Genomic DNA, 26,951 nt, shown 5'->3' with positions numbered 1-26,951 from the left:
CTTCCTTCCAACCGCTGTGCGTGTTAGCGCACGATATCCAGCACAGGATCGCCCGCCTGGACGTCCTTGCCCGGCTGCGGGGTGACGCTGCCGAGTTCAGCGGTGTTCAGCACGGTGACGAGCGTCGTGGTGCTGAATCCTGCCTTCGTGACCTTATCAAAGTCCACGGTCGCCAACGTATCGCCCGCGTTAACGCTCTGGCCCTTCGCCACGGCGACGTTGAATCCGTCACCGTTCATCTTGACCGTGTCGATGCCGACGTGCACCAGCACCTCGACGCCGTCAGCGGTTGCGATGCCGAAGGCGTGGCCGGTCTCGGCCACAGTCTGCAGCGTGCCCGATACCGGGGCGACGATGGTCGAGGCCGCCGGCTGCACGCCGACGCCTTCGCCAAGGGCCCTGGACGCGAACACCGGATCGCCGGCATCATCCAAGGAGATGACATGACCCGCGACCGGGGATCCGACGACAGTCGTCTTCACCGCGGTTGCAGTGGAGGTTGCAGTCGCAGTCGCGGCGGCAGGAGCAGCAGCAACAGCCGGAGCGGCAACGGTAGCAGCAGCGACGGAGCCTTCTCCGGCAGCCTCAGCAGCCAGGGTGGCCTTGAGGGCTTCCTTCTGCTCAGGAGTACGGTAATCGAAGATGATGATGCCGAACATCGAGACGAGGAACGCTACAGCGATGGAAACCGCATAGACCCAGACCTGGCTGAAGATCGGGATGGTCAGCAGCGAGGTAAAGGCGAAGGCGTTCGCGGTCACGCCGTGGACCGCAACACCCTTGACGACGGAGGGGAAGAGCCAGCCGAGGATGGCGATGGTCACGCCGCCGGCCGCGCAGCCGGGGAGCATGCGGCTGTAGATCTTCTTGAAGCGAAGATGGATGCCGTAGAGGCTAGGTTCGGACACGCCGCCAAGCAGGCCGGCGAGCAGTGCGCCGAGGGAAACCTCGCGCATTTCCTTGTCCTTGTCGCGGATGGAGAGGTACAGCACGCCGGCGGTGGCGCCGAAGCATGCGAAGTTCCATGTGCCCATCGGGCCCTGGATGAAGTCGTAGCCGAGCGTGTTGAGGTTCAGCAGCATCAGGGCGTTCAGCGGCCAATGCAGGCCGAGCGGCACGAGGAACGGATAGAGCATCGGGATGATGATTGCAAGCACGAATGGCACGTACTTGTTCAGGAATGCCAGTCCGATGCCGAGGTAGTTGCCGGCGAAGACGCCGAGCGGGCCGATGAGGTACGCAGTCAGCGCACCGACGATCACCATGCACAGGAAGGGCACGAAGACGATCTGCACGCTCTCGGGGATGATCTTGTTCAGGCCCTTGTAAACCAGCGCCAGCACGGCAGCCATGAGCAGCGGGACGAACACGTTGCCGCTGTAGTCATTGAGCACCATCGGCAGGCCGAAGACCTTAGCCGTGCACATCTGAGTGCCCAGCGCCTGGTTCGGTACGCAGGTGACGGCGTCATGCCATCCCTGCAGAGACGTAAGGTCCACGCCGCGAATAGCCGAAACGGCCTTGATGTCGACGCCGTGGCCCTTCTCATCGAACATGCTCATGAACTGCGGGGTCATGAGCATGCCCATGATGGCACCGCCGAGCCAGGGATCGACCTTGAGCTTCTTGGATGCGTTGTAGGCGATCATGATGGGCAGGAAGTAGAACACGCCCTTCCAGATAGCCTCCACGAACACCAGGCCCGTAGTAGCCTCGGACCCGCTGATGACGTGAATCGAGATGAGCAGGTTCACCAATGCGATGATCAGCGACGCGCCGAGCAGCACGCCGAGGATCGGGCGGAAGGAATCGGCCAGGTACTCGAAGAAGGAGTTCACCCATCCGTTCTTGCTCTTGCCCTTGGCATGGGCTTCGGCCTTGACGTCGGCATTCGACATGCCTTCATCGGCCTCAACGGTGCCTTGGGCGCGCCCTGCCATCTCCGGCAGCGCGATAACCTCTTCGTACACCGTGGCCACTGCGCCACCGATGACGACCTGATAGCGGTTGCCGGCCTGCGGAACCGCCCCCAGCACGCCCTTGATGCTCTCCATGCGCTTCTGATCGACCTTGTCGGCATCGAACAGCTCGAAACGCAGTCGTGTGGCGCAGTGTGTCAGCGTCTTTACATTGTCCGCGCCGCCGATTGCGGAGATGATCTCCGACGCTCGTGTTGAGTTAGCCATCATTGCCTCCTTTTCTCTTGTCTATAGACCTTGACTTGCTTGCAGTGCAAGGGCCATAACAACTAAAGACCTGAGATATGCGGCACGTATGCCTCCGCTATCTCAGGTCTTGCGTCTTCATTGCGACTTGCAACCCTGCAATTAAATCGACACCAGCGTACGACCTCGGTCGCAAGAAGTCAAAGCGTTTGCATGTCGCGGGAAGCAAGGACGTCATAAGGATGACACACGAGTGTCGGGAAGGCGAAAATCAGGATACGCGACGCTTAATTATCTGCAATTGTTCCCAATAAGGCGCGGCGTCGTGGCACAATGGTGGCATGGTTGCAAAAAATGCGGGCATGCCCGCCACCCCAGCTGATCTAATCAATGTTGATGAAGTCGTCGGCAAGTATTACGACTGCATCCCCGACCCCGCGAACCCCGAGCAGCGTGTCTCCTTCGGCACCTCCGGGCACCGCGGCTCCTCGTTGAAGACCTCCTTCAACGAAGCCCATATCGTGGCCATCTCCCAGGCCATCGCCGAATACCGCAAGGCCGCCGGGGTCACCGGGCCGCTGTACATCGGCCGAGACACGCATGCGCTTTCCGACCCGGCGCAGAAGACCGCTATCGAGGTGCTGGCCGCCAACGGCGTGCATGTGCGCATCGACTCGCGCGACGACGTCGTGCCGACCCCGGTGATCTCGCAGGCCATTCTGACCCACAACCATGCGCAGGACGGCACGCAGCGCTTCACCGGCGAAGGCCTGGCTGATGGCATCGTCGTCACCCCGTCGCACAACCCGCCCACCGACGGCGGCTTCAAGTACGATCCCGTCACCGGCGGCCCCGCTCCGGCCGACGTGACCGAGCGCATCGCCAACCGCGCCAACGAGCTGCTGGGCGACTACCAGTCGGTCAAGCGCGTGCCGTACGAGCAGGCCATCGCCTCAGACCTGGTTGAGCGCTTCGATTACCGCGATCACTACGTCTCCGACTTGGGCGATGTCATCGACTTCGATGTGATCCGCTCCTCCGGCGTGCGCCTGGGCATCGACCCGCTGGGCGGCGCTTCGGTGAACTACTGGCCGCTTATCAACGAAAAATACGATCTGAGCATCGGTGTGATCCGCCCTGAGGTCGACCCGACCTGGCGCTTCATGACCATCGACCACGACGGCAAGATCCGCATCGATCCCAGCTCCCCCTATGCCATGAAGGGCCTGGTGGATGAGCTGAACGCCGGCGCGTGGGACAAGTACGATCTGGTCGGCGGCACCGATCCGGATGCGGACCGCCACGGCATCGTGTGTCCGAACTGGGGCGTCATGAACCCGAACCACTACATCGCCGTCTGCGTCGAGTACCTGTTCAGCGGCAATCGCCCGAATTGGCCCAAGGGCGCCGGCATCGGCAAGACGCTGGTCTCGTCGAGCCTCATCGACCGCGTCGCCGCGTCGATCGGCGCAAAGCTGGTCGAAGTGCCGGTCGGCTTCAAGTGGTTCGTGGATCCGCTGTTCTCCGGCGAAGTCGCCTTCGGCGGCGAGGAGAGCTCTGGCATGAGCTTCCTGCGCAAGGACGGCCACGTGTGGACGACCGACAAGGACGGGCTCATCCCCGATTTGCTGGCGGCCGAAATCACCGCGCGCACCGGCAAGAACCCGGCCCAGCTGCATCAGGCGCAGGTCGAGCGCTTCGGCGAGAGCTGGTACAAGCGCGTCGACACGCCGACCACGCTTGAGCAGAAGCAAAAGTTCGCGGGTCTCAACGGCGACGACGTGACCGCCACCACGCTGGCCGGCGAGGACATCACCGCCAAACTGACTGTAGCGTCTGGCAACAACGCCCCCATCGGCGGCCTCAAGGTGACGACCAAGGACAACTGGTTCGCTGCCCGCCCCTCCGGCACCGAGAACATCTACAAGGTCTACGCCGAGTCCTTCGAATCCCCCGAGGCGCTCGACAAGGTCCTCGAAGAGGCCACCGTAGTCGTGGACAAGGCGCTTGCGTAACTGCTAGCTGCTGAGCCGTAAAGCGGAAAGCCCTGTGGGCTTTCCGTAGCCGAGGCGTTAAGAGGCGGCATAGTGCGCCGTCGAATAGCCGAGGGCGAAGCCGCTCCGTATCGAGCGGCGCAGCAAATGCAAATGGCGAAGCCCCTTAATTGCGGTTCCGAGGTGAGCGACCGCCAAGGTCGCGAAGAAGTTAACCTTCTCGGCAAAGAGGCGGTGTGACTGTCATTCTCGACAGCCACACCGCCTCTTTTTGTAATTCGCGCCCTTGCTCCTTGCGTTCCTTCCAATCCTTACGCTTGCTCCTCTGCTCATCCCCCATTCCGCACACTCTGCCATTTTCTCTCCCCATACGTCACAATTCCCGCACTAATACGGCCCCAGTGCGGGCGTTGTGACGTATAAACCCGTTCAAACGTCACGATTCCCGCACAAGCCCCGTAATCATGCGGGAATCGTGACGTTTCCCCGCCGTCAAACATCACGACTCCCGCATATCCCTCACTATCATGCGGGAATTGCGACGTATAAACGACGCATCAACATAGCCTTTGTATGGTAGAAATCAGCGGAAAGAAAGCGACTCGCGCCGGTTTGATTTACCCTGATGATATGGCAGCGTCATACGACACATTCACCTTGGCCCAGGCAATGAACACACTCAGCCGTTTTTGTGGGCCTCGCGATATCGACAGGCTTTCACATACGCAACTTCACACTGCTTTTGGCTTCGATCAGGCCGACATCATGGTGCTGTTCGGCGGCAGCATCGTCGTAGGCGGCGACGTGCTTGCCGAAGGTATCACGAAGCATATGGCGCGCAACTACATTATCGTCGGCGGCGCAGGGCATACGACCGAGGCCCTGCGAGCGACCATGCGCGAACTCTTTCCTCACGTCGAAACGGACGGATTGCCTGAGGCTCGAATATTTCAGAATTATCTCAGTCAGCGATACGGCATACATGCCGATTGGTTGGAAATCGAATCGACGAATTGCGGCAATAACATCACATATCTGCTTGATTTGTTGGAACGCGAACACGTCGCGCACGATTCCATGATTCTGGTCCAAGATGCCACTATGCAGCACAGGATGGCTGCCGGAATGAAGAAATTTGCGCCCGATGCCGCGATAGTGAATTACGCCGCATACGAGGCGACTGTAATTGAGCAGAACACCATTCCTGATGCGGACATTCCTCGTGCAGGCATTTGCAGCATGGACGTCTCTAGCGTAGATATTCCCAAGGCGAGTTCCCCCAACGCAGATTTGCCCGATGCAAGTGGGCTCACCTTCACTCAGGCCATTCCGGGAATGTGGAATATGCCCAAATACGCGGAACTGTTGTTAGGGGAAATTGAGCGGCTGGTCGACAGCCCCAATGGATACGGACCGAACGGCAAGAATTACATCGCGCATATCGATGTTCCCAGCGCGGTGCTGCGTGCTGCGCAATGCATAAAACGATCCGGCATCAGCGTGCCTCGTGCGGCGAACCCTCAATTCGCGTAAGCACAACGACTGCTGCAAAGAAGCCACACCGGAATCAGCAGCATAGATTCTCAGCCCATGTCGAATATCTTCTCGAAATGAACCTCGTCGATGTCAGTCGAAACTTTGAATCGATGTTTGGAGGCTGGCTCGATGATGATCGATATCTCGAACACCCGGTTTCTGGTGTCCATCGAAGCCCGATGTATGCGGAAGGCCGGCGAGCCTATCGGCACATCGAGCTGCTGCGCATCGGTCTCGTCCAGACAGACCGCGTCGTAGATTTCCTCGCATCGCGCTGGCAAGGCATTGGATTGCTCGGTGATTCGCGAATATAGCGAGTGCTCGAGATCCTGCTCGCTGAGTTTCGGGCATAGCAGCGTGGGAACAAAAGAAGTAGTCAACAGCACAGGACTGCCGTCTGCCAAACGAACGCGTCGTATCCGCCATACATTCGCGCCTTTGGCAATATGCAGGTTCTGAGCGATTGACGCCGATGACTTGATGGTACGAAATTCCAGCACCCGCGACGAGGGCGTCATCTTCAAAGCTCTAATCTCGGAAGAGAAGTTCAGCGACCTGGTGATGCTCGCCTGCCCCGACTGGCGTGATACGAATGTTCCCAAGCCCCGGCGCCGTCGCACATGGCCAGCGTCCACAAGATCCTTGAAGCACCGCCTCACCGTCGCACGCGACAGCCCGAAAGTCTTCACCAGACTCTCTTCCGTGGGAAGCGGCACGTTTTCGTCAAGGACTCCTGTCGCGATGAGCTGTAGGATGCGGCGTTCAAGCTGAGCATACAGCGGTTCGTCGGAAGTCGAGTCCAGCGGTTCTTGAAATGCGGCGGCGATGTTGTTCACAGAACATCATCATACGACATATTTGCTCTATATGTACCGTACAAATAAGTTTATTGAATCGAATACAGAATTTTCCTGCACAACGTATTCTATCCTTTAAATAGCTCAAAAGAGCGGTACATTACATACAAATGTACTGATTTCAATGTCTGAAATCGACCGAATTACACGAAAGGAACCAATGATGGAAACCACGAAGAAAGCTGCTCAGATGTCCGAGCGGGAGCTTGCCCGCTATATCGATCAATCTGTGCTGAAGCCGGAATTTACGGTTGCCGAAATCAAGAAGTGGACTCAGGAAGGCATTGATTACGGATGCAAGACCATCTGTATCAATCCTTCATCGATGGCTATCGTGGCACCGATGATCAAGGGTACCGACACCGGCCTGTGTGTCGTATGCGACTTCCCGTTCGGTCTGGCTGCGACGCACGGCAAGGCGCTGCTGGCCGAGGAATACTGCGCACAGTATGACATCGAAGACCTCGATATCGTAGCTAACTACGGCTGGCTGCGTTCCGGGCTGCACAGCGAAGTCGTCGAAGACCTCAAGCCAGTGGTCGAAGTCTGCCATACGCATGGCACCAACGTGAAGGTTATCATCGAGACCGACTCCCTGACGATCGATCAGATCAAGGACGGCACACGCTGCGCCGTCGAGGCAGGTGCCGATTTCATCAAATCATCAACTGGCTTCTTCACAGGCGGCAAAAGCGTCGGCGCAACAGTCGAGGTCGTCAAAGCCATGCAGGATGCTGCAGACGGGCAAATCAAGGTGAAAGGTTCCGGCGCCATCCGCACCAAGGAACATTTCTACGAACTGATTGACATGGGTATCGACCGCATGGGTGTCGGTTACAAGTCGACCCCTGTCGTGCTCGGCATGAGCGCGGAAGAGGCAAAAAATCTCTGATAGTGAGCTGAGCCCGTGGGATTTCGTTGTTACGGGCTGTTGCGCATAGCTTCATTGCTATGAGCTGCTTACGACATTCCCAACGACTTCGCCATTATGGACATCTTGGCGGTTCTGGGTGCCTGATTCATCCATAACTGTCAAGAAAACCCTTGCGATCGGTTATTCTGACGTGCTGTCTGCCGCTACAACACAACCTATTGGAAGTGTTGCGCACTCCAATGTAGCGGCGGGCAGCATTTTTCATGGGCATTGCAGCACTCATACGCAAGGCTCCGATTAAGACTCCATCCATCAAGACCTTCAGCATGCGCTCAGTCATCGTTAATCTCCACGTGCATTCCCAAGACTTGGGAGACCATCAGCACCTTGCGGAAATCAAATGAGGCCTTCCCCGTTTCCACCTTTGCCAGCCAGCTACGCGACACTCGCGCCCTGTCGGCGAGTTGCTGCTGCGTCAAGCCGATTTTTTCTCGCCCTGACCAAAAGACCAGACCTGCGTCGTACATGGTTCTGATTCACATGATGAAAGCCCGCTCTCTCTCGACGACATGTATATGTTCGTATACTTTTGCCATTGTGCATGAACGTATACAAATGGTAAACGCGCAGCGCCGACGTATGAAAAGTAATGTTTCGACAGCCGCTAGCGTCGCTTTTTGTACGGTAAGACGAAGCTGACGTGCAAAAAGCGACGTTTTGAAGGTCAATTCCGTTACGTTTCATACGTTAGGGTCGCGTTAGCGGTCAAAAGACAACGTTATACCGTCTGGTAAGTTTGGTGCCTGCTTCGCGGTTTGTCAGGAACGCCAAGCCGTAGCCGTCCCTCTGCTACCAACGGCAGCACATAGTTGTTCATCGTATATGGGACTCCTGCCAGTGCAAGGAAATCAGTAATTTCCTGGCGCGTACGAGGAATGCGGCAAAACTCAAGGAGAGCGCTTCGCCGCTCGCTCTTCAGCATTCGCTTTCGTTTCACAGTGCTCGTCGTATCGTGCACATCCACCGCAGTGGTCTTCTCACTCGTTTTCAGTCGAAGCGTGGCTCGGAACTCACCCCGCGCATTCTCGAAAACAGGATCAGGCAACCCATGCTCGGCGGTCAACCTCCGCACCGTCGATATTCCCGAATATCGGTTCTCCGTCAATCCCAGTATTTCCATTGCATTCGCGATAACGGGATTACGCGTATCTGGCTGGATCTTGCCCAATTGGTCAACAGACAAACGTCCGTACAACCCACCGGGGTTGGTGACAGTCAGCCGGTCGTCGAAAATCTGCAACTGGATCGGCATGCCCTGCGTATGAATGCTGTAGTCGCGGTGAATGAGCACGTTGAGAATCAACTCCCTGACCGCCTCAATCGGATACTGCGGCACATCGGTCCTTTCGCCCGTGCTCTCCGATATCTTCGTAGTGACGCGTATGTTCTTGCGGACGAAAGCCACGGCCCCACTCAACTGGTCGCCAAGCGTCCCTTCCAAGCGGGCATTATCGATGAAACGCTCCGCGTCTGTGCCGACATCTCCGGCCCGTACGCCGGGAATGCGCGTTGCGATGATGCCAAGCTGCGGGAAGAAGGCCTGCGGATACAAAGAGAACAGCATGACGCCAGCAAGCGTGGGCTTCCCTTCACGCACGACACTCAGCAAGTTGAGAATTTTCGCCTCGCTCAGACCAGCCAAATGGGGCCGCCCCTCTTTCAGAGCCAGCTCATAGCGCAGCAGGCTGTCGCGATCCAGATCCTCTATTTCGGCACGTTCGACGACACGAAGCTCGTCCTCATACTTCCTGCGGAACGCTTCATAGCTATATATCTCGTATTCGGTCATCGGTTCGTCGGCATCCCCCACGCGCACATACGAGCCTTTGTATCGACCTCTCCCCTCGTAGAAGCACGGCCGATCTGCGACATCCTGCGCCGGTATTTCAGCGCTGACCACATGCCTGCCAGCTATGCTGCAATCAGTGAACACGGCGCGCACCTTCGGATGCATCTGGTTGCACTGCTCCCCCACATGCTTCATCAGATCCTGCACATCATAGACCCCAACGACTTCGAAGCCTCGGCTTTCATCGATGCCGAACAGGAGAATCCCGCCGTCATCCTGATTCGAGAAACTCGACAAGGTGTCATACAGCCGCGTCGGGCAACCTTCATGCGCCGCCTTCAGTTCGATCATCTGCGACTCCGCATGTCTCTCCTGGACCTCTTCCACGAGATTTCTCAGCTCAAGTTCAAGCACGATAACCTCCCTTTACTTGTCCACTTTCCCTAGGACTTTCTCCACTTATATATACTTTATATCTATATAACTTTATATCTATATAACTTTATATCTATATAACTTTATATAGTATACATTTTTATATGTGATATATACAAGAATATACACTTTAGTTATTCGAAAATATATAATTATATAAAATAATACTATATAAATGCTGGCCTGTGGTTTAATCAAACTTGTTTGTGTATATTTCTGCGGCAGACCACAATCCTCGGTTTTCCCCCGTCGCTCGTACTGTGGTCTGCATGACAATCACCGTATCGGCAGACGGAAGCGCGCTCGGCAACCTTGACGCTGAGCCGTCAAGCAGACAGTCCAGTGGACTGTCTGTAGCTGAGGCGTTACGAGACGGCACAGTGTGCCGCCGAATAGCCGAGGGCGAAGCCGCTCCGTATCAAGCGGCGCAGCAAAAACAAATGGCGAAGCTCCTTAATTGCGGTTCCGAAGTGAGCAGCCGCCAAGGCTGCGAAGGGGCCGTTGGGGTTGCCGGACATTGGAGTGCACAATGACAATCACCGTATCAACCGATGGAAGCGCGCTCGGCAACCCCAACGGCCCCATGGGCTGGGCGTGGGCCGACCACAACACGGACCCGTCTCTTGGCGACGAGCACCGGCACGATGGCGACTGCGATGCGGGCGGCGCGACGAATGGCACCAACCAGATTGGCGAACTGTGCGCGGTTTTGGAAGCGTTGCGCGCCCATCCCGGTTCCGAAGACCTTGTGATCGAAACCGACTCGCAGTATGCCATCAATTGCTCTACCAAGTGGGTGCATGGCTGGAAGAAAAACGGCTGGAAGAACTCGCAGAAGAAGCCGGTGAAGAACGCGCCGCTCATCAAGGCCATCGACGCCGAACTGTCCAAGCGCTCCGGCTCTGTGCGCTTCAAGTGGGTCAAGGGTCATGCCGGCAATGCAGGCAACGAGAAAGTCGATGACCTGGCGCATACGTATTCTGGCGACGCCCGCAGCGGGGTCAAGGACGGCTACTTGCCGTTGGAGGGCTGGCAGTCGCTGCTGGCCTCCGACTACGCCAAAGGCGTCGATATCCCTGCCGATGCGCAGATGCTGCTGGACGGCAAGATCACCTCCGAGGAATATCATCTGGGGCGTGGCATGGCATCATCCGCAAATGGTGATGGATACTCTGAGGGCGATGAAGACGGTGGCCGATATGAGACTGCCCCCGCCCCCGTCACCGACACCGCCTCTGCCTCCACATCCTCGCGCCGTAAACCATCACTGGAAGAACTGCTTGCCGAGCCCGAAGGGGTGCCGGACTTGCCGTCACACGCCCAGAAGACAAATAGCAGCCCAGCACAGACCGTGGAATCGCCAACCGACACGCCAGCAAGCACAGTCGCAAACGCTAATCAAGACCACGCTCACAGCAATAATTCAGCAGATAATGACTGGGCCGATACCAATGCAGCAGACGATAATGCGGCGGAAGCTAACGTCGACGAACGCGTCTCGTACACGGCGAATGCCGACGAGCCTGCACCACATGTAGACGCACCAGCCATCTCGGCGAACCACCATCAGCCCACAGGTCTGACGCTTTCCGGCACGCTGCGCTTCACTCCCCCGCCGTCGAGCAGCACAACCTACGACGGCCGCCCACGCTTCATCCGAGGCACCGTCACCGTCGAAGGATACGTCGAAGGCGACGGCACCATCGTGCTGCGGAATGCGCCTTTCGCGGTCGATATGTGACAAGCTACATGCGCTGAACTATGCATTTAACGGCGCAGCGGATAGGATGGAACCGACTTCTGACCAGACTTCACGAAGTTACGTTTCCACCGAAGGAGCATTATGGACAAGGCACAGCAGGATGCGCTCAAGAAGGCAGCCGGCATCGAAGCAGCCAAACTGATCGACAATGGCATGATCGCCGGACTGGGAACCGGCTCGACCGTGCGATTCCTCGTGGACGAGCTTGGCCGGCGCGTCAAGGAGGAGGGGCTCGAATTCACCGGGGTCACCACCTCGCGCCGCACGCAGGAGCAGGCGGAGGGCTACGGCATCCGCATCGTCAACATCGATGACGTGGATCATATCGACGTCACCATCGACGGCGCTGACGAGGTCGACAAGAACTTCAACGGTATCAAGGGCGGCGGCGCGGCGCTGCTGTGGGAGAAGATCGTGGCGACGAACTCCAACAAGATCGTGTGGATCGTCGACGAATCCAAGGTCGTGGACACCATCGGCAAGTTCCCGCTGCCGGTCGAGGTCATCCCCTTCGGCGCAGGGCAGGTCGTCAGGCGCTTTGAGGCCAAGGGCTACAAACCGGTGCTGCGGCTGGACGCCGACGGCAAGCCGGTGCGCACCGACGAGAACAACTATGTGGTCGACCTGCATCTCGAGCGCATCGAACACCCGGAGGACCTGGCCGAGGACCTCATCACGACGGTCGGCGTAGTCGAGCACGGGCTGTTCCTCAATATGGTCGATCAGGTCATCGTCGGCGACCCCAACGGCCCCCGCGTGCTGACCAACGCCAATAAGTAGGCACAAACCCGCAGTAGCGCCGCACGAAAAAGCAATGCGTGAATGAATACCGACGCATGATGCTGCTCACACGGCTCCAGTGACTTGGAGTTCCGGTGACTTGCTAAATCAGCAATTCTGGAGCAGCATAGACAGATATACCGGGCATAACAGGCGTGACAAAGGCGGCTGCCTTCCTATTCATCAGGAAGGCAGCCGCCTTTGTGCATATATACGATTTGCGAAGCTCAGTGCCGCACCGCGCCTTCACCAGCGCAGTGCGTGCAATCCCACGTAGTCCAGCTCAGTCCAGCGCGGTCACCGCAGCGCGCGCAGCGTCATAGTCGGGCTCGTCGTGGATCTCGGGCACCTGCTGGGTGTAGGCCACCTTGCCATCGCGGTCAGCGACCACGATGGAGCGGGACAGCAGGCCTTCGAGTGCGCCGTCCGTCATGGTCACGCCGTAATCCTCGCCAAACGACGAGCGGAAAGCAGAGGCAACGACCACGTTCTTGATGCCTTCGGCACCGCAGAAACGGGCCTGCGCGAAGGGCAGGTCCTTCGACACGCATACCACCACAGTGTCGTCAAGCTCGTCGGCAATGGTGTTGAAGCGCCGCACGGATGCGGAGCAGACGTCGGTATCGATCGACGGGAAGATGTTGAGAACGATCTTCTTGCCCGCGAAGGACGCGGAATCGACTTCACCGAGTTCCGTGTCAACAAGGGTGAAAGCCGGCAGCGTGGAGCCGGTTTCAGGAAGCGTGCCAATGGTCTGTACGGGGTCTCCCCCCAAATTTATCTGTGCCATACTCCCTATGATGGCACACCAACGGCGGATGCGCCAGAAGGAACGATAATTCCGGTGAAAGCGAAAGGGCCTGAATCCGAGCGAATCGGATTCAGGCCCTATCCCCATGTGACTGTTGTGGCCACCCGACTGCTCATAGCAGATTATCGGAGTAGACCATGCGGCTTGAGGGGTTACGCTATCGCAAGCGTACGCAGCGTACTACTACTTACGCTGGTGACGAGTCTTACGCAGCATTTTGCGGTGCTTCTTCTTGCTCATCCGCTTGCGGCGCTTCTTGATGACGGAACCCATCTGAAGCCTCCAATCCTTGACTATAAGTGTGCAACTTGCCCAATACTACACTGCTTGGGCGACTTTGGCACCCCGTGTGGTGCGCGATTCCTCAGCCATGCCATTCGTGCGCCCGAGACGCACACGAATGCGCGGATATGGCTGCCGCAGCGCCCACAGCGATCGCAACGGTCATGACAATCGCAACAGTCACAGCAATCAAGCGGTCACAGCGATTACAGCGATTACAGCGGGAATTTCTGGTAGAAGCGCTCGACCGAATCCTTCGGCCCGACGGCTTGGAACACCACGGTGTCATTCTGCCAGAGCGCCACGGCGTTCTTCGCATTGGCAGGATCGGCCTTGACCGAGTAGCTGCCGGTGACATTGCCGGAGACCTTCACACTGCCCGTGCCAAGCTCCTGGCCGGTCATAGCCGCAGCCAGCGCATCGTATTGGCCCTTGGCGCCATCAGCGCCCGACCACTGCGCCACGATGACCCTGATATCCTGCGCCACGTTGCCCGTCGAATAAGTCAGCGTGTACTCCTCGATAGGCGAGGCGCCGGTCCAGCTCGCACTGGGCACGGCTTCGGTTCGCGCGAAGTTCAGCACGCTGTCGGGCATGGCCTTCAGCAGTTGGCTCGCGTCCCCCGGCAGCGGCTTCGCCTTGATGCTTGGCGTCGTCGGAGCCTCAGTGCTCTTTGGACTTGCGGCGGAGACGCTCGTCTTGTTCAAAGCCCAGCCGGGCCAGATGAACGCCGAGAGCAACGCCAAGACGATGACCAGCGCGGCCGCGACGACGACCGCGATAAGACGGCCGTGAGAAGAGGAGGATTCACTTTTCGACATGGCTCCGATTATCGCACAGCGGATTGACTCGACCCTGCGCGAGGCCCGCTATCAGTGAAGAGTGCGCTCGGCAAATACGTGGCATCACATGACGTGTGGCGGTGCCGGCCGATGGTCAGCCTGGCGACAGCGATCAGACGATGTCTGGAAACTTCGCTAGCGTCAGGGACATGACGAAAAGCGCGACGCAATACGTATGCACGGAATGTGGCTGGACCGGGCCGAAATGGTACGGCCGCTGCCCCCAGTGCGGCCAGTGGGGCACTGTCGAGGAGTTCCACGAGGCCCGGCCGGCAGCTGCCACACGCACGGCGGCTCCGGGGCGCACTTCACGAACGCTGGCGAATCGCGCTGTCGACCTTGGAGCCACGCCGATCACCAAGGTCGACACCCGCAATGTGCAGCGCATACCGACTGGTTTCGGCGAATTCGACCGCGTGCTCGGCGGCGGCATCGTCCCCGGATCGGTCGTGCTGGTGGCTGGCGAGCCCGGCATCGGCAAGTCAACGCTGCTGCTGGAAACGGCAGGGCATATCGCGCGTTATGTGGCACGCGGCCAATCACCCAAATCGGTGCTGTACATCTCAGGCGAGGAATCGCAGGCCCAGGTCAGGATGCGGGCCTCGCGCATCGACGCAGTCGAGGAGAATCTGCTGCTGGCCTCCACCACTGACCTGTCCACGGCGCTCGGCCTGATCGAGCAGGAGAAGCCGGCGCTGGTCATCGTCGACTCGGCGCAGACCATCGTCTCGCAGGAAGTCGACGGCATCGCTGGCGGCTCGACGCAGGTGCGCGAGGTCGCCAGCGCTTTGATCGACAGCGCGAAAACGATGGATATTCCGGTGTTTCTGGTAGGTCATGTGACCAAGGACGGCTCGATTGCCGGCCCGCGCACGCTGGAACACGTCGTGGACGTCGTCTGCCAGTTCGAGGGCGACGCGCAGACCGCGCTGCGCATGCTGAGAGCCGTGAAGAACCGCTTCGGACCGACCGATGAGGTCGGCTGCTTCGATATGAGCGGCGACGGCATCGAGGAGGTGAGCGACCCTTCCGGACTGTTTTTGTCGACTTCGGACCAGCCGACCGAGGGTACCTGCGTCACTTTCACCTTGGACGGGCATCGCAGCCTGCCCATCGAAGTGCAGGCGCTGGTGACCGCGACCGCGCTGCCCTCGCCCCGGCGCGCCACCAACGGCATCGACTCGAACCGCTTGGCGATGCTCATCGCCGTGCTCTATAAACATGGTCACGTGAATCTTCTGGCCAAGGACGTCTACGTTTCGACCATCGCCGGCGGCTTGGCGAAAGAGCCGGCCTGCGACCTCGCTATCGTCTCCGCGCTAGCGAGCGCCGCCTCGTCACGCCCGATTGCACGCACCACCTGCGCAATCGGCGAAATCTCGCTCACCGGTCAGGTGCGCCCCATCCCCCGCCTCGCGCATCGCCTGGCCGAAGCGGCACGGCTGGGATTCACCACAGCAGTGGTGCCGACGATGCGCCAGCGCTCCGGCTCGGCTACCCCACCCGCCGGGCTGCGCGTAATCGAAGTGACCTCGCTGCGCGATGCCTTGGGAGCCTTGGGCGTGTCGGGCCGCTGACCATGAAGTGCATCCAGACCGTATCCAGGTATTGCGCCCGTTGCCAGTCACAAAACCAAGTCGTGAAGCCACGTCACGAGACCACGGTCCACCTTCGAAATCTGCGGCAGCGGCGGCGGCGGCAGCAGCAGCAGCAGCAAATCCAACACCATTCGAATGCAACACACCTATTAGGGAGATACCAATGAATATTGCTTTGCACGATATGAGTCCTTTCGCACGCGATGTGGCTCTGCGCCTCGGCCTTGAAGCCCATCCCGAGGGTGGTTGGTACACGCGCGACTGGCAAAGCGAACACCTCGATGCTGATTCGAGACGTCCTCTAGCCTCGCTGATTTACTTTCTGCTGCCGCAAGGCGATGCGAGCGCTTGGCATAAGGTTGATGCTGATGAAATCTGGCTATGGCATGGACCTGCGAATGTCACGCTGGAACTGGGCGGATTTGGCGACAAGCCGGAAACCAACGAATCTCGGCGCGAACGCATCATACTCGGCTCCGGTTTGTCCGCGGCTCAAGTCGTCACCCCAGAAAACGGCGAGAATAGCAGCATCGATGAGACCGGCAAGCTAGGCAAAACCGATTCAGCCATGCCCATAGGTCACGCGATCGTGCCTGCGGATTGCTGGCAACGCACGATTCCCGGTGTCGGCGATGCGCTCGTCTCGTGCCTAGTCAGCCCGGGATTCACCTTCGATGGCTTCACCTTGGAGTAGCCGCGACCTCCCTTTTGGTTCCGCTTACGCAAGCAGTCCCACTGCCCTCACTCGAACGTCATCGCCGCAATTTTGGCGAGATGGCGTTCGCGCTGCTGGGGCGTGGATGCGGTGATGCCGCCGAAGTTGATCCAGCGCCGACGCTGCATGCCGAGTTGCTTGAGCGTCTGATTGATGAAGATACGCTTGATGCCGTCGCCGAGGAACAGCCGGAAGAAGAGGGTCGGCGAGGTGGATGTGGTGAGCACGTAGGTGTGCTTGATGTTGGTCAGCTCGCCTTGGACGCCGAACCGGCCTATCGTGTGGCTCAGCCCCTCGCCCTCCTTCATCACCTTGTCGATGAAGCCTTTGAGCATGCCGGGAATCGAATTCCACCATATCGGCGTGACGAACACCACCGTATCGGCTTTGCGCAGCATATCCAGATATGCGCTCACCTGCGGGTCGTGCGTGCCGCCTTCGTGGAACAGCCGCAGCTCCTCGGCGTCGTAGGCGGGATTGAAGTTCTCGGCATGCAGATCGATGACATGCGTCTCATGACTCTGTTCGTTCAACGTCTTGACGACGGCGCTCAGTACGGCATGATTGAAGCTCTTCTCATAGGGATGACAATAAATAACGACGACGTTGCTCATATCAGCTCCTTTATTGCGGTTGTTGGTTTGTCGTAGTTGTTGGTTGCGAATGAAGGAACGTTTGGATATCGGCAGCTCATTTGGCTGTGTGTTTGCGTGCATCTGGCGGCATCGAAGACGCCGAAAACGACAAAGATTCCGGCGATGGCTTGCTGAGTAGGCGCATCAGCGCTTCGCGGAGCATGCTTGCGTCGTAATCGGCGACACCTCGCATGATGAGATTGCCGTAACCCTGAATGAAAGCCCATATCTGCACAAACAACTGATTCGGATCGACGGATGCATCGTAGCGTTCGCACAGTCGAGCGCATATGCCAAGCAAGGTGGCGAGAAAACGCGGCTGCTCGACTGCGCCGGGCTGCCGCATCGCCGTGCCGTACAACGGCCCAAAGAAAAGAAATTCCACGTCATACGGGTCGTCGCGCATCAGTTGCAGCAGCCGGTCTGCGATTCCCAGCAGAATCTCGACATCGCTACCTGTGGTGTCAACACTTGCCCTAGATGGCACAACCGCATCGTTGACAATCCGCGACATCTCATAACCTGCGGCGTTCAGCAGCTCTTCCTTGGACGCAAAATGCCTATACACCGAGCCGGTCGTCAGCCCGAGCTCCGCCGCAAGCGAGCGCAACGACACCTGCCCATACCCGTGCTCACGTATGTCGCGAACCGCCTGATCGACAATGCGCTGGCGAGTTTCGCTGCCTCGTGCCGTCATGAAGCCTCCCAACGATAACAGTGTCATCAGATAACACTGTTATCATACCATGCTTTTGCCCCATTGCAGATTCTGTCGTATTCTGAGCTACCCGTGTTTGCAGGCTTTCCTGTTGACTGTCGTGAACTCTGTCTTGTTTACGACAGTTCTCAGCGCCAAATGTCATGAACAAGACAGAGTTGCGCACACTCTGTCTTGTTTCTGCCGCTACGGTCGATTCACTGTCATAAACAAGACAGGGTTGCCGATCCGATCAGTTCAATCAGCCGTTGGTGATGGCGTAGGGTTTGGCCGCGCGTTAGCCGCTGAATGAACACCCGATCTCCGGCATACGTCCTAGATATGTACTGGAAATTCGCCTGGATCAGGATGCTTGAGTCGTCAGCTCCAAGGTGTGCTCTACATCGGCGGCGAGCGCCGCCTTAAGCTCGTCGATGCCGTCGAATTTGATCTGCGGACGCAGGAAACCGGCGAACTCGACCCGCAGCAGATGTCCATACAGATCGAGCTGTTTGTCGGTTATGGCATAGGATTCCACTACGCGCTCATTGATTCCGGTCGACTCGCTGAAGGTCGGCTTGGTGCCGATGGATATGGCGGCGGGCCAGCGCCACGCGGAATGTGCAGCCAGGCGCGTCTCCTCGCTTGGTGCTGCGAGTTCATCGGGCTGCCCAGGCTTGCCCAAATCGATCACCCAACCGGCGTAGACGCCATCGACGGGTATGTAGCCGTCGACGGACTGGCCGAGATTCGCCGTGGGGAAGCCGATGCGGTCGACGCCGCTGCTTTCGCCATGCACCACCGTGCCCTCGATGCCGTGCAGGCTCCCGAGCACCTGATTCGCAGCCTTGACGCGCCCTTGCGAGAGCAGATAGCGCACGTTGGACGAACTCCACACGCGCACTTTGCGGCCCTGATGGTCCTTGCTCCATGCGCGCAGTTCGGCCTTGGTCATGCCTTCGGTCGGGTCGACGGGTTCTCCCGGCCCAAGCGGCACCTGTGGAACGATGTCGGCGGGAATGCGCACATAGCCGGGACCTCGATCGCCCACGACATCCAGCTCGAATACGCCAGTGGCCTGAGCAAGGTTCTCGATGGCCTTGACGTCGCCGGTGCGGTTCGCACCCATAGCGGCGTCTGCGCCCAGCACAATCGTGCGCATGCCGAGCTTGCCGACCAGCTGGCCGAGGAAGAACCGGAAGGATTTCGCCGCAAAGGCCAGCGAGTAGCGCACGACCAGCACCTGGTCGATGCCCAGCTCGCGCATCACGCGGATGCGCTGGCTGGCCGAGGTCAGCGCCCCGGTATCGCAGAAGTCAGGGCCCGGCTCGCTGTTGTGATGCGTAGCCGCGTAATGATGCACGATGCCCGGGCGAGGGTCGAACATGATGACCACGGAGAAGGACTTGGTCGCCTTCGCCAGCTCTACCACCCGCTCGATCACTGCTCGATGGCCCAGATGCATGCCGTCGAATCCGCCGACCGTGACCACGGCCTTCTTGGTTTTGCTTAAGGTGGGCCAGTCGACCAAGCCGTTAGCGTCAGGTGTCAAAATGGTGATATTCATAAGTCCTCGTCAAGTCGTGTACCGGCGTCAACAATACCAGCGAATCAATCCGCAGGGAAGACGGCCACCGGCTTGGCGATGCCTGCGTCGGTGTCGCCAGCCGGTTCGAGAATCGCGATCACTTCGCCGCTGGCTTGCACGTACGCAGCCGTTGGAGCGTCGATATGCGCCGCGATGCGCCTGCCGAAGCGCAGATCGCGCGCCTGCGCCTGCGTTATCGCAATGCTTGGCATGGCGGCCTTCGCCGCCTCAAGCATCGGCATCGCATGCGAACGCAATCCGTCCGCATCGCAGTCGAACACCGCCTTATTGCGCGTGACCTCATGGCCTTCACGATCGGTGTAGCTTCTGGCGACCGCCCGGGCGGCAATGACATTCGGCGCGGCGACATCGCAATTGCCGATGCGAGTACGGCGCAGCGCGGTCAGATGCCCTCCGACGCCGAGTTCCCGCCCGAGGTCGCGGCCAAGAGCGCGGATGTATGTACCCGCCGAGCAGGTGACACGTACGTCAAGATCAATTAAGTTGCCGTGTGGAGCTGTTGCCGTTCCCGGTTGCGCCGCCGCGCTGGGAACGCGACGCATGGCAAGAATATCGAAGGCGCTGACCGTAATCGACCGGGCTTTCAGCTCGACGTCCACACCCTGTCGCGCAAGATCGTAGGCGCGTTTGCCGTCGATTTTGATGGCGGAGTAGGTGCTCGGCACTTGGTCAATCACGCCGATGAAATGCTCCCGAATGACCTGCTCAATCGCCGCCTGATCGATCGAAGCGCAGTCAGGCAGCGGATCTGACGCGATAGGCTCGCCTTCGGCATCGTCGGTCGTCGTCGCCACACCCAGCCGAATCGTCGCCTCGTAAGTCTTATCGTGCCCGACGATGACATTGAGCAGCCGCGTGGCGTGGCCGAATCCGACGATCAGCACGCCGGTGGCCATCGGATCAAGCGTCCCGGCATGCCCGACCCGCTTGATATGCAGCATCGAGCGCACCGCGGCCACCACGTCATGGCTAGTCACACCTCGAGGCTTGTCGATAACAAGCAGCCCGGAGCCGAGCTGCGAAGACTCTGCCGACATATCCAGACTCACGCCTCGTGTGCCGAATGCAGGTCAGGAGCATCAGAATCGGCGTCGTTGTCTACAGCGCTGCCATCCGCAGGGCCATCTGCAACCGTGTCATCGATAAGCGCGCCATCGGCCTCACTGTCAGCGTCATTAAACCCGTCGAAACCATCAGCATCCTCAGCATCATCGGACTCGTCAAACCCATCGTCTGACTCGCCATCTTCGGGCTCGTCATTGTGCCAATAGGGGTCTTCCTCGCCGGCGTACTGCGCATTGGCGCGTGCCTTGGCGAGCTCCTCGTCGCGTTTATGCGCCGTGGCAAGGATGTCTTCGATCTCGTGCGCCTCGCTGGGCACCTCGTCATACATGAACTGCAGCTCAGGCGTGAGCCGCAGCCCAGCCTTCGCACCGACGGCAGCGCGCAGCCGCCCTTTGGCCTGACGAAGGGCCTGGGTGGCGCGCTTGCGCTCCCCCTGCTCCTTGCCTTCATCGCCCAGCTGGGTCCAGAAGACCCGGGCGAGCTGCAAGTCGTTGGTGACCCGCACCTCGGTGATGGTCACATTCTCCAAGCGCTTGTCATGCAGCTGGGTCTCGATGGACGCAGCGATAACGCGCTGAATAAGTTTGGCAATACGCGCCGCCCGCGGATTAGTTCCCGCCATGTCACTCCTTAAATCCTGTAAACCCAATAAATCCAAAAAGATCAGAAAGTTTTATTCCCCTACAAGACCATCGCAAACCGTTCGAGCTTGAACCGAGCAATACCCAACTCAAAAACAGAGGGCACCGTACACGAATGCGAAACGAGCTGTGTCGAAGGGGGGTCTTCGTTGAACCGTATGACCGGCCGAGCGGCCTTGGAGCGTGTTCAATGAAGACCCCCCTTCGACACAGCGGACAACTCAACAAACTTAGCTAAATTGCCCCTACCTTATTAAGCTACTTCCGCTCGATCTCCTGCATTTCGAAGGTTTCGATGATGTCGCCCATTTCGATGTCGTTGAAGGTGCCGAGGTTGATGCCAGCCTCATAACCTTCCTTGACCGACTGTACATCGTCCTTGAAGCGACGCAGCGAGGATATCTCCAGGTCGTTGACCGTGGCGACGCCGTCGCGCAAGATGCGGCATTTCGTGCCCCGCTTGACTTCGCCATCTTGCACCATAACGCCGGCGATGTTGCCGAATTTGGAGGAGCGGAAAATCTCGCGGATTTCGGAATGCGAGGTCGTGACCTCCTCGTACTCCGGCTTGAGCATGCCCTTGAGCGCGGCCTCGATGTCTTCGATGGCCTTGTAGATGATCGAGTAGTATTTGATCTCCACGCCTTCGTGCTCGGCCAGATCGGCGACCTGACGGTTCGGGCGCACGTTGAAGCCGATGATGACGGCCTTGTCGACGGTCGCCAGATTGACATCGTTCTGCGTGATTGCGCCGACGCCACGGTGGATGACCTGGATTCCGACCTCGTCGGAGACCTCGATCTTCATCAGGGAGTCTTCCAGCGCCTCGACGGAACCAGAGGAATCGCCCTTGATGACGATGTTGAGCATATCCACCTCGGATTTGGCGAACTGCTCTTTGAGCCCTTCGAGGGAGACGATCTTGCGGCGCTTGGCCAGCTGCGCAGCACGCTCGCTCGCCTGACGCTTCTCGGCGATCTGACGCGCGGTGCGGTCGTCCGACGCCACGAGGAACAGATCTCCTGCCGTGGGCACGGAGGTGAGGCCCAGTACCTGCACTGGCGTGGAGGGCGCGGCTTCCTTCATCTGCTTGCCGTTCTCGTCCATCATCGCGCGGACGCGACCATAGGAGGTGCCTGCCACGATGGCGTCGCCGACATGCAGCGTGCCGGATTGCACCAGCACGGTCGCCACAGCGCCGCGGCCCTTGTCGAGGCGGGCCTCGACGGTCGCTCCACGGGCGTCCATATCCGGGTTCGCCTGCAGGTCGAGCTCGGCATCGGCCGTGAGCAGCACGGCTTCGAGGAGCTTGTCGACGTTGGTGCCGATCTTGGCCGAAATGTCGACGAACATGGTGTTGCCGCCGTATTCCTCCGGTACGAGGCCAAATTCGGTGAGCTGCCCACGCACCTTCTCGGGGTTGGCTCCGGGCACATCGATCTTGTTGACTGCCACGACGATCGGCACATCGGCTGCCTGCGCATGGTTGATGGCTTCGACGGTCTGCGGCATCACGCCGTCATCCGCGGCCACGACCAGAATCGCAACGTCGGTCAGTTCGGCGCCACGCGCACGCATCGCGGTGAAGGCCTCATGGCCAGGGGTATCAAGGAAGGTGATCTTGCGGTCGGAGCCTTCAAGATCCACCGTCACCTGATAGGCGCCAATGCGCTGGGTGATGCCGCCGGCCTCGCGCTCGACCACATGCGATTTGCGGATCGTGTCGAGCAGGCGGGTCTTGCCGTGATCGACATGGCCCATGACGGTGACCACCGGCGGGCGGGGCTGAAGATCCTCGCTGTCCTGATGTTCCTCGTCGTCCAAGTCGATGTCGAACTGCTGCAGCAGCTCCTTGTCTTCCTCTTCGGCCGAGACGATCTGGATGTTCCAGCCGATCTCCTCGCCCAGAATCTGGAAGGTGGCTTCGTCCAGCGACTGCGTGGATGTGGCCATCTCTCCCAAGTGGAAGAGCACGGTCACCAAAGCGGCCGGATTGACGTTGATCTTCTCGGCCAGATCGGAGAGCGTAGCGCCCTGACGCAGGCGGATGGTCTGCCCATGACCTGCCGGAATGCGCACGCCGCCGATGACTGGTGCTTTGATCTCTTCGAAATCATGACGCTTCGCAAGACGATTCTTGCGCGACTTGGAGGACCTGCCGCCCTGACGCCCGAATGCGCCTGCGGTGCCGCCGCGACCGCGACCGCCGCCGCGCGAAGGCCCATTATTCGTGGTGCCGGAAGCGCCTTGGAAGCCACTGCCGGTGTTGTTGCCGCCGCTGAAGCGACCAGTGCCGCTGCCGGTACGACCTTGAGTCGCGCCGCCGGCCTGGCCGGGGCGGTTATGGCCCCACTGACCTGGCCTGGCTGCTCCTCCTTGGCCTCCCTGCCCCGGGCGACCGCGGAAGCCTCCTCGGCCACCACCTTGGCCGGGACGGCCTTTGCCGCCACGTCCATTGTTGACCGTCGGGCGGGCCATCGGATGCGGGCGCGGAATGTCGCTCGGAGTAGGCGTATGCATGCCCTGCTTGCGGCTGAAGGGATTGTTGCCCGGACGCGGGCCGGACGCCGCATGGGCGCGCGGCTGCGCCGGGGCACCTGGCTGCTGGCCTCGTGGCGTGCCTGGGCGCGGCTCGTTGCGGTTGCCGCCGCCGTTGCCGTGGCCCTCATTGTCATGAGAGCGACCGGGGCGCGGCGCGGACTGGGATGCGGAACGCTGACGATTGCGATCACGATCATGATCGCCCGGACGCCCTTGACGCCCGGAACCACCCTGCTCCTGCCGATGCTGCGACGATGACCCGCCAGGCCTCGGCGCATTCGAGTGCGAGGAGCCGGGCCTAGGGCCATCGGTGTGCCTTGGCGCGGGCGATGGCGCTGCTGATGCCTGATGGGCCGCTTCGTGCGAGCCCAGTGCATGCGGTGTTGCTGTTGTATGCGTGTGCGACGTCGGCGCATGCGGCGCAACTGTATGCGATGCCTCTGCGGCCCTGCCCCCTGTGGGCTTTGCCTTGTCGCTGGTGCCTGCGGAAGCCGGCTGTTGCCCGCCGGTCTGCGCGAAGGAATTCTTCAATCGGCGCACAACCGGTGCCTCAACCGTCGACGAGGCGGATTTGACGAACTCCCCCATGTCCTTGAGCTTTTCAAGGACAGCCTTGCTGTCGACGCCAAGGTCCTTGGCTAATTCATATACGCGCTGTTTTGCCACTCAGTTTTCTCCTAATTCCGGTGACCGCGCGTACATGCGCGGTCAGCTTTCGATGACGGCGAGCCTACTCTGTTTCATCGTGCGACCATGATTGTGTTACCTCGTCTCCATGCCACGAAGCGCATGCGGTGTGCATACGCTCGCGAATTACCGCATTCAGCATACTCGAAACGCTGGATTGCGTCTATCGATGCAGAATACGGCATGTGTTGCCGGCGTGATGACCGTGCGTTGCATGCGTTGAGCAGACATCGTTGAACAAACAACGTTGCGATTCTCCGACGCGCCTGCCGGCACGTCACTCACGCCTTGTCGGCCTGCTGCTCAGTCTCGTTCTGATCGGCACCTTTTTGATCGGTGCTTTTCTGATCGGTGGTCTGTTGCGCAGTGCCTTTCTGATCAGTGGCTTGCGGTTCATTGCCATTGCGCACAGCATCACCATGCTCGGTTTCGCTGCTCTCAACATCGCTGTGCTCAGTCTCATTGCGCTCGGCCTGCTCAGCGGCCTTGCGATCGGCGGCTTCCTTGGCAGCGTGCGCCTCGCTGGATTCGATGCCGATCTTCCAGCCGGTGAGCTTGGCGGCGAGGCGGGCGTTCTGCCCCTCCTTGCCGATGGCCAGCGAAAGTTGATCGTCATGAATATAAGCGATGGCCGTCTTGTTCTTCTCACTGACGACCTGCACACCGGTCGCCACCGCCGGCGAAAGCGCCGAGGCAACGAACTGCGCGGGATCCTTGGACCAGTCGACGATGTCGATTTTCTCCGGCCCCAGGTTCTCCATCACCGCGCGCACGCGGGCGCCTCCCGGTCCGATGAACGCTCCCTTGGGATTGACGCCCTCCGTGTTCGCATGCACGGCGATCTTCGTGCGAGCACCAGCCTCGCGCGCAATGGCCATAATCGACACGGCACCGGAGACCAGCTCCGGAACCTCGCGCTCGAAGAGCCGCCGCACCAGCTCGGGGTGGGAGCGGGAGACGATGATCTCCGAGCCCTTGAGCCCGCGCGCCACATTGACGACGTAGACGCGAATGCGCTCACCGTGATGGTAGCGCTCGCCCGGCACCTGCTCGCGCTTGGGCAGGATGGCCTCCACCTCGCCTACGGCGACATGCACATTGGCCGGATCCTTGACGTCCTGCTGCACGACTCCGGTGATCAGCTTGCCGCGCTGACCGTAGAAGGAGCCGAAGATCTTCTCGTCCTCGGCGCTGCGGAACAGCTGACTGATGACCTGACGCGCCGTGGCCGCCGCCAGTCGCCCGAATCCCTTGGGCGTGTCGTCATATTCCTCACCGATCTCAGGCTCCGGGTGAGGATTCTCTTCAGTAGGCGCGACCTCGGTTTCGTCGCGCGCCCACACCGTAAAGGTTCCTGCGCGATCATCAAGCTCGACGCGAGCATGTTTCGCGGATTTTGGTGTTTTGAGATAGGCGAGACGCAGCGCTTCGGCAAGCGCGGCGTCCACCGTTTCGGCATCTATTCCCTGTCCATCAGCCAGTTGGTGAATACCCGTCAGGTCCAATTGCATGGTGCAAGACCTCCTATGAAGTTATTTAGCCGAGCGCTTGTGCCCCACTTGGTCATAATCCTTCATTACTCTAATGGTCTATGCAGACACGCACCACCCACTTCATGCACAGCGAACGACACCTGATCCACGCCATCGGCGGTGCGCTGGCGGGGTGTCTGCTGCTGTCAGCTACGGGATGCGCGGCTCCACAGCTGGAAACGCGGGTCGAGGCGAGCAGGGCTACGAATCCGTGCAGTCGGGCGTATCTATCCGCCATCGAGGAGCAAAACGTGGTGGCCGGCCATAATCCTCGCCTGATGCGTTTTCTTGCGGCTACGACGGCAGGCAGCCAGTGGACCGAAGTGGCTGCGGCATGCCCGCAACGTTTTGCGCAAGGCACGATACATGCGGCGCAGGCGCAGCATCTCGCGCATGTGCTGGCACCCTCCGTGGGCGGAACGTATAGCGAGCCTGCTGCGGCGACGCATCGCGGCGGGCTCGATGGCCGCACGCAGCTGCACGCCGATACCAACGTGCTTTTGGCGGCTGTTCTGGCCGAGGACCGGGCCGGCTTCGCAGCCGAGGTGCTCGCCGCGCGCGGAGTGTCGAACGCCACGCTGACACTTAGCGACGACCACAAGGCCACGGCTTCGCAGCTGTTTTCGCTCGCCTCAGCAGCAGGAAATATCAAGGATCCTCGGCAGAAGGTCTACTCCGTCAAGCAGCTGCTCGCCAATCAGGATACGATCATCGATGCGGCCACCGGCCTGCGCGTGCCGACGATGGCCGCAGTCGAAATCAATTGCGCCCGCGAGGAGATTACAGGCGTGGAAGGCCAAGATTCGCAGGGCACTCAGGGCACACAGATCACCCAAGACTCACAGCATACGCAACAATCCCAGCGCAGCAGCGCATCCTCGCCAGCCGACGATTCAGCGTCAATAGACGGTCTGCGAGCACTCTCGCTCCTAGCCGCGTCGCGCATGGAGCAGGCCTTCGACTTCGGCTACCCATCCTACGATGCCGCGCTGTTCGTATAGCGCTGAAATCCATAGTTGTAGCGATACATCAGCGGCCCTTGTC

22 protein-coding genes are annotated in these 26,951 nt (G+C 59.6%); 8 read left to right on the top strand and 14 right to left on the bottom strand.

Features of this window, described 5'->3' with window-relative positions:
* Nucleotides 1-23: 23 nt before the first annotated feature.
* On the bottom strand, nt 24-2,186 hold the full coding sequence (locus DDF78_RS07560) for a glucose PTS transporter subunit IIA (RefSeq protein WP_152581285.1): 2,163 nt from the start codon (nt 2,184-2,186) through the stop codon (nt 24-26).
* 320 nt (nt 2,187-2,506) lie between these two features.
* Here DDF78_RS07560 and pgm point away from each other — a divergent pair, with 320 nt between their 5' ends.
* The gene (pgm, locus tag DDF78_RS07555) at nt 2,507-4,180 is read left to right on the top strand and encodes a phosphoglucomutase (alpha-D-glucose-1,6-bisphosphate-dependent) (protein WP_152581284.1); all 1,674 of its coding nucleotides are present in this window, start codon (nt 2,507-2,509) and stop codon (nt 4,178-4,180) included.
* 552 nt (nt 4,181-4,732) lie between these two features.
* Nucleotides 4,733-5,692 (top strand): ElyC/SanA/YdcF family protein, encoded by a 960-nt coding sequence (locus DDF78_RS07550; protein WP_202613240.1) that lies wholly within the window; start codon nt 4,733-4,735, stop codon nt 5,690-5,692.
* A gap of 50 nt (nt 5,693-5,742) precedes the next feature.
* Here DDF78_RS07550 and DDF78_RS07545 read toward each other — a convergent pair whose 3' ends face one another.
* Nucleotides 5,743-6,531 (bottom strand): GntR family transcriptional regulator, encoded by a 789-nt coding sequence (locus DDF78_RS07545; protein WP_152581283.1) that lies wholly within the window; start codon nt 6,529-6,531, stop codon nt 5,743-5,745.
* Nucleotides 6,532-6,676: 145 nt separating this feature from the next.
* Between DDF78_RS07545 and deoC the strand changes: the two genes are divergently transcribed.
* Entirely contained in the window at nt 6,677-7,444 is a 768-nt protein-coding gene (deoC, locus tag DDF78_RS07540) for a deoxyribose-phosphate aldolase (protein ID WP_202613239.1), read from the top strand.
* Nucleotides 7,445-7,758: 314 nt separating this feature from the next.
* Here the strand turns inward: deoC and DDF78_RS07535 are convergent, their stop codons facing one another.
* Nucleotides 7,759-7,953 carry a helix-turn-helix domain-containing protein gene (locus DDF78_RS07535; protein WP_152581282.1) on the bottom strand — a complete coding sequence of 65 codons (195 nt, stop codon included), beginning with the start codon at nt 7,951-7,953 and terminating at the stop codon, nt 7,759-7,761.
* Nucleotides 7,954-8,204: 251 nt separating this feature from the next.
* On the bottom strand, nt 8,205-9,689 hold the full coding sequence (locus DDF78_RS07530) for an ATP-binding protein (protein WP_202613238.1): 1,485 nt from the start codon (nt 9,687-9,689) through the stop codon (nt 8,205-8,207).
* A gap of 550 nt (nt 9,690-10,239) precedes the next feature.
* Here DDF78_RS07530 and DDF78_RS07525 point away from each other — a divergent pair.
* Entirely contained in the window at nt 10,240-11,451 is a 1,212-nt protein-coding gene (locus DDF78_RS07525) for a ribonuclease H family protein (protein ID WP_152581281.1), read from the top strand.
* A gap of 102 nt (nt 11,452-11,553) precedes the next feature.
* Nucleotides 11,554-12,252, top strand: coding sequence for a ribose-5-phosphate isomerase RpiA (rpiA, locus tag DDF78_RS07520; RefSeq protein WP_152581280.1), 699 nt, complete (start codon nt 11,554-11,556; stop codon nt 12,250-12,252).
* 283 nt (nt 12,253-12,535) lie between these two features.
* Here rpiA and tpx read toward each other — a convergent pair whose 3' ends face one another.
* From tpx to DDF78_RS07505, 3 genes are all read right to left on the bottom strand, one after another.
* Nucleotides 12,536-13,042, bottom strand: coding sequence for a thiol peroxidase (gene tpx / locus DDF78_RS07515; RefSeq protein WP_152581279.1), 507 nt, complete (start codon nt 13,040-13,042; stop codon nt 12,536-12,538).
* 204 nt (nt 13,043-13,246) lie between these two features.
* Nucleotides 13,247-13,336 carry a 30S ribosomal protein bS22 gene (locus DDF78_RS07510; protein WP_003817716.1) on the bottom strand — a complete coding sequence of 30 codons (90 nt, stop codon included), beginning with the start codon at nt 13,334-13,336 and terminating at the stop codon, nt 13,247-13,249.
* A gap of 224 nt (nt 13,337-13,560) precedes the next feature.
* Entirely contained in the window at nt 13,561-14,166 is a 606-nt protein-coding gene (locus DDF78_RS07505) for a hypothetical protein (protein ID WP_152581278.1), read from the bottom strand.
* A gap of 170 nt (nt 14,167-14,336) precedes the next feature.
* Between DDF78_RS07505 and radA the strand changes: the two genes are divergently transcribed.
* Together radA and DDF78_RS07495 are read left to right on the top strand one after the other, a co-directional pair.
* Nucleotides 14,337-15,764 carry a DNA repair protein RadA gene (gene radA / locus DDF78_RS07500; protein ID WP_152581277.1) on the top strand — a complete coding sequence of 476 codons (1,428 nt, stop codon included), beginning with the start codon at nt 14,337-14,339 and terminating at the stop codon, nt 15,762-15,764.
* A 184-nt stretch (nt 15,765-15,948) separates the two neighbouring features.
* The gene (locus DDF78_RS07495) at nt 15,949-16,479 is read left to right on the top strand and encodes a cupin domain-containing protein (RefSeq protein WP_152581276.1); all 531 of its coding nucleotides are present in this window, start codon (nt 15,949-15,951) and stop codon (nt 16,477-16,479) included.
* A gap of 47 nt (nt 16,480-16,526) precedes the next feature.
* Here DDF78_RS07495 and DDF78_RS07490 read toward each other — a convergent pair whose 3' ends face one another.
* From DDF78_RS07490 to nusA, 7 genes are all read right to left on the bottom strand, one after another.
* Nucleotides 16,527-17,114, bottom strand: a complete 588-nt coding sequence (locus tag DDF78_RS07490; RefSeq protein ID WP_152581275.1) for an NAD(P)H-dependent oxidoreductase — start codon at nt 17,112-17,114, stop codon at nt 16,527-16,529.
* 76 nt (nt 17,115-17,190) lie between these two features.
* Entirely contained in the window at nt 17,191-17,859 is a 669-nt protein-coding gene (locus DDF78_RS07485; protein ID WP_152581274.1) for a TetR/AcrR family transcriptional regulator, read from the bottom strand.
* A 337-nt stretch (nt 17,860-18,196) separates the two neighbouring features.
* Complete coding sequence (locus DDF78_RS07480) at nt 18,197-19,399, bottom strand: riboflavin kinase (RefSeq protein WP_152581273.1); 1,203 nt, start codon at nt 19,397-19,399, stop codon at nt 18,197-18,199.
* A 44-nt stretch (nt 19,400-19,443) separates the two neighbouring features.
* Nucleotides 19,444-20,478, bottom strand: coding sequence for a tRNA pseudouridine(55) synthase TruB (gene truB, locus DDF78_RS07475; protein WP_152581272.1), 1,035 nt, complete (start codon nt 20,476-20,478; stop codon nt 19,444-19,446).
* An 8-nt stretch (nt 20,479-20,486) separates the two neighbouring features.
* The gene (gene rbfA, locus DDF78_RS07470) at nt 20,487-21,128 is read right to left on the bottom strand and encodes a 30S ribosome-binding factor RbfA (protein ID WP_152581271.1); all 642 of its coding nucleotides are present in this window, start codon (nt 21,126-21,128) and stop codon (nt 20,487-20,489) included.
* 277 nt (nt 21,129-21,405) lie between these two features.
* On the bottom strand, nt 21,406-24,354 hold the full coding sequence (gene infB / locus DDF78_RS07465) for a translation initiation factor IF-2 (protein WP_152581270.1): 2,949 nt from the start codon (nt 24,352-24,354) through the stop codon (nt 21,406-21,408).
* A gap of 302 nt (nt 24,355-24,656) precedes the next feature.
* Nucleotides 24,657-25,886: a transcription termination factor NusA gene (nusA, locus tag DDF78_RS07460; RefSeq protein WP_237564602.1), complete on the bottom strand. Its 1,230-nt coding sequence runs from the start codon at nt 25,884-25,886 to the stop codon at nt 24,657-24,659.
* An 80-nt stretch (nt 25,887-25,966) separates the two neighbouring features.
* Between nusA and DDF78_RS07455 the strand changes: the two genes are divergently transcribed.
* Nucleotides 25,967-26,908: a hypothetical protein gene (locus DDF78_RS07455; RefSeq protein WP_152581269.1), complete on the top strand. Its 942-nt coding sequence runs from the start codon at nt 25,967-25,969 to the stop codon at nt 26,906-26,908.
* Nucleotides 26,909-26,951 lie beyond the last annotated feature (43 nt).

It is taken from the genome of Bifidobacterium tibiigranuli, assembly GCF_009371885.1.
Lineage (GTDB): Bacteria > Actinomycetota > Actinomycetes > Actinomycetales > Bifidobacteriaceae > Bifidobacterium > Bifidobacterium tibiigranuli.
The sequence above is the reverse complement of the archived record's forward strand: the minus strand, read 5'-3'. Positions and strand labels throughout refer to the sequence as shown.